The 3,066-nt window shown below is 69.8% G+C and carries 2 protein-coding genes and 1 pseudogene; 1 reads left to right on the forward strand and 2 read right to left on the reverse strand.

The window, feature by feature from the left end; all coding sequences use genetic code 11:
- Nucleotides 1-80: 80 nt before the first annotated feature.
- A complete protein-coding gene (locus ACWDA7_RS51615; protein ID WP_450615007.1) occupies nt 81-242 on the reverse strand; it encodes a hypothetical protein in 162 nt (53 codons plus the stop codon).
- Nucleotides 243-620: 378 nt separating this feature from the next.
- Between ACWDA7_RS51615 and ACWDA7_RS51620 the strand changes: the two genes are divergently transcribed.
- Nucleotides 621-965, forward strand: coding sequence for an SCO2400 family protein (locus ACWDA7_RS51620; RefSeq protein WP_450615009.1), 345 nt, complete (start codon nt 621-623; stop codon nt 963-965).
- 525 nt (nt 966-1,490) lie between these two features.
- On the opposite strand, the pseudogene ACWDA7_RS51625 reads toward ACWDA7_RS51620, so the two are convergent.
- Nucleotides 1,491-2,875 (reverse strand): annotated as a pseudogene (locus ACWDA7_RS51625) (IS701 family transposase).
- Nucleotides 2,876-3,066 lie beyond the last annotated feature (191 nt).

A 3,066-nucleotide genomic window follows, 5' to 3' on the forward strand; every position in this document is an offset into this window, starting at 1 on the left:
CGTGTCCGCAGATATGTCCGTCGCCATGAGGGCCCCTCCGCACTCACCCGCCGGTCCTGTGCTTCCGGCCGGCGGCGACATTACCCCCGAGTAGCGGCAGTTGCGGAGGGGCAGACGCCCATCGTGTTCCAGCCGTTGCCGGTGGTCAGCGGCTCCGCGTCGGGCAGCACACCGCCGCCGGCCAGCATGAGGGTCGGTTCGGGGTGCTCCAGATACGGAGGGTGAGGATGCAGCGGAGGCACTCATCGGGCGCTCACCTCCGGCTTGAGCACCTTCTGCGCCAGATCCGCGTCTGCTCACAACTCCTGGCGTCTACGACCGGGTCTTCGTTTCCCCGTTGGCCCGGCAAAAGATGGACGCTGTGAGCAGGTGCCCCGGTACCTCTGCCCGGAGCCGTAGGCGCGCTCGCCGCCCTGGAGGTCCGTGGGGCCCGTCCTCACCCATGGACCAAGCCGTGGCACAGGCGGGCCGACGGCACATCGAACCAGGAAGACAGGAAAAGCGCAGATGGATTACTGCTGCTCATGCCGTCGACACCTCAACGGCGCACTGTGTGCCCTGGGTGCGGCGCCTAGCCCCGGACATCGCCCGCCAACAGCCACAGCGGCTCGGCCCCGGCGATGACAAGCTCCGGACCGGTCACAACTGCCCACCGGGACCCCGCGGCCTCCGTCAGGTGGCACGACAGCCTTCTGGAGGGCGAGGCGGAGTCCAACACTGCCATGGACGTGGCCCCGCACGTCGCCGCCGACGCCGAGGGCCTGCCGCCCGCACGCCCAGGGCGTGCGGCACGCCGTCGCCGGCTGGCCCGCTGGAGGAAGAACAAGCGCCGGGCAGCGGTCGCGAGCGCGGTCGCACTCGTCGGAGGCGGGCTGAGCATCGCCATGATGGACCGGCACTCCACCGACCAGGCGCAGGCAGCCGTGGCACCGGACGACCCAAGGACGAGCACCGTCCAGGAGTAGACGCCCCAGCAGAACCCTCCGGCCGCCGCACCAGCGGCCGCTCAACACTCCGACCGGCCGTCACACGCCCCTTCCCAGCCGCAGCCGCCGACGACCAACGCACCGCGGCAGCAGTCCCTCGCGGCACCGCCCCGCACGACGTCGCCGATCGCCCGGCCGGACACCATAGCTCCTGACCGCCCGGCCGCGACGGCGCCCCCGCAGTCGCAGAGCACCGCCCCGGCCGTCGGCAACACGACCCCCGACCGCTCCGGTGCGACCGGGCAACAGCAGCCGGCGCCCGCGACAGGCGACGGCACGAAGCCGGGCACGTCCCAGACCACCAGCCCCTCACGGGCGTCGACGTCGCCGACGGAGGTCTGCCTGCTCGGGTTGTGCCTCGGCTGACCACGCCTGCACCCGGCCGTGCCCGGCGGGGACGAGGGAGAGGAGTTCGCGAGCCGTGTGTCAGCCCGTGAGCAACGACCTCGGCCGACGGAAGGGAGAGGACGCAGAGCCCATGAGTCACGGCAGCTGTAGTTCCGATCACAGCTGGTCGTGGAGGTGGTGTCGTTGCTGGTGGCAGGCTGTCGCGACGGCTTGATGATGGCGGCGCCAGGCTGTCCAGTGGAGGACGTGGTCGCGGTCCTGGACAGGCAGCGGGAGTACAAGGGCTCGTAGGAGGCGTACGAGTTCTGGGCAGGTGAGCGGGACGAGGCGGACCGGGCCGTCCGGGGCAGTCTTCGTGGTGGCGGCAAGGGTGAGCGCGAGGACGGCGGAGGCGACAAGGGAGAACAGCGACCAGCGCATCCAGGAGTTCCAGCAGGTCACCTGCCCCTGATCGAGGCCGGTGAAGCTCTTGCCGAGTTGGAAGGTCTCCTCGATCTTCCAACGACGACAGATCACCTCAATGAGGCGCCCAGGGCGACGTCGCCGGGGGTTCAGCAGCGGAAGTAGGACACCTCGCCGGTGTAGCGGTGCCGCCGCGCCACCAGCACGCTCGTCCCGTTCCCGTTCCCGTTCCCGTTCCCGTTCCCGTTCCCGTTGCTGTCGCTGTCACTGTCGGGGGTGTCGTCGGGGCGGACGTCGAGCCAGGCCCAGTCGTACTCGCGGGTTCCTTTCGTGCCGTGCCCGGTCGCCTGGCGCATCCACTGTCCGGGGCGCACTTTGTTGATCAGTTGGCGGGCCTCCCACCTGTGGCCGGCGCCGTCGATGACCTGGTGCGTCGCAGCCACACCAACCGCGTAGCCCAGCCCCAGTGACCGGATGCCCCGCCGCAGTTCCCGCCCGCAGTACACCTCGTCGGCGGCGAACCAGCGCGCCTCGATCCCGGCCGCGAGCGCGCCGGCAACCATGGACAGTGCTTGCTGCGGCTTGGTGGCGAACGTGATCTCCTCCGGGACCCCGGCCATCTCGCGACGTTCCTCGTCCTCGGCCCAGTCCGCCGGGAGGTACAGCATCCGGTCGATGGCCACGCGCGTCGTCGCGGTGACCACCGCCAGGTGGACCGCGACCTGGCACAGTCCCACCCCGCCCAGCGCGCCCGAGTACTGGTGGCCCGCGCCCACGCAGTCCGCCGAGGACTTCGCGTCCCCGGTCTCGTCCACCACCAACACCACCTCGTGACCATCGAGTTCACCGATCACCAGACGGGCGAGCTCCTCGCGGGCCCGCTCGTGATCGAACCGGGCCCTCGACAACAGGTGCTGCAGCCGATGCGGCCCGCAATGCCCCAACGCCTGCCCGAGCGTCCAGCAGTTCCGCGTGTCCACTTCCAAAAGCAACCCCGCGACCAGCTCCGCCGCCGTCGCGCGGGGCTCACGCCGCACGAAGCAGCCGGCGATCGCATCCATTACCGTCCCGAACACCCGGCCCCATGCCTGCTCGGCTATCGTGACCTCCGCGGCCACCTGTTCCTGATGTCTCGTCACAAAGCATCATGATCACGGTGGCCGTCTTCCTACTGTCCCCACCCCCGACAAGCTGCTGACCAGCCAAGACACCGGAACTACAGCTGCCGTGTCAGCCCCTTCAGTCGTAGATCTGGGTGCCCGCTGTAGTTCGTCGATCTCCTGAGACGGGTAACTGCGGTGTATGAAGGCGGAGTTACTGGACATCCCGC

The organism is Streptomyces sp. NPDC001156, from assembly GCF_053598275.1.

Excerpts from the sequence above, each read along its gene's own strand:
- ACWDA7_RS51620 (WP_450615009.1), top strand. The coding sequence starts at position 621 with ATGACAAGCTCCGGACCGGTCACAACTGCCCACCGGGACCCCGCGGCC.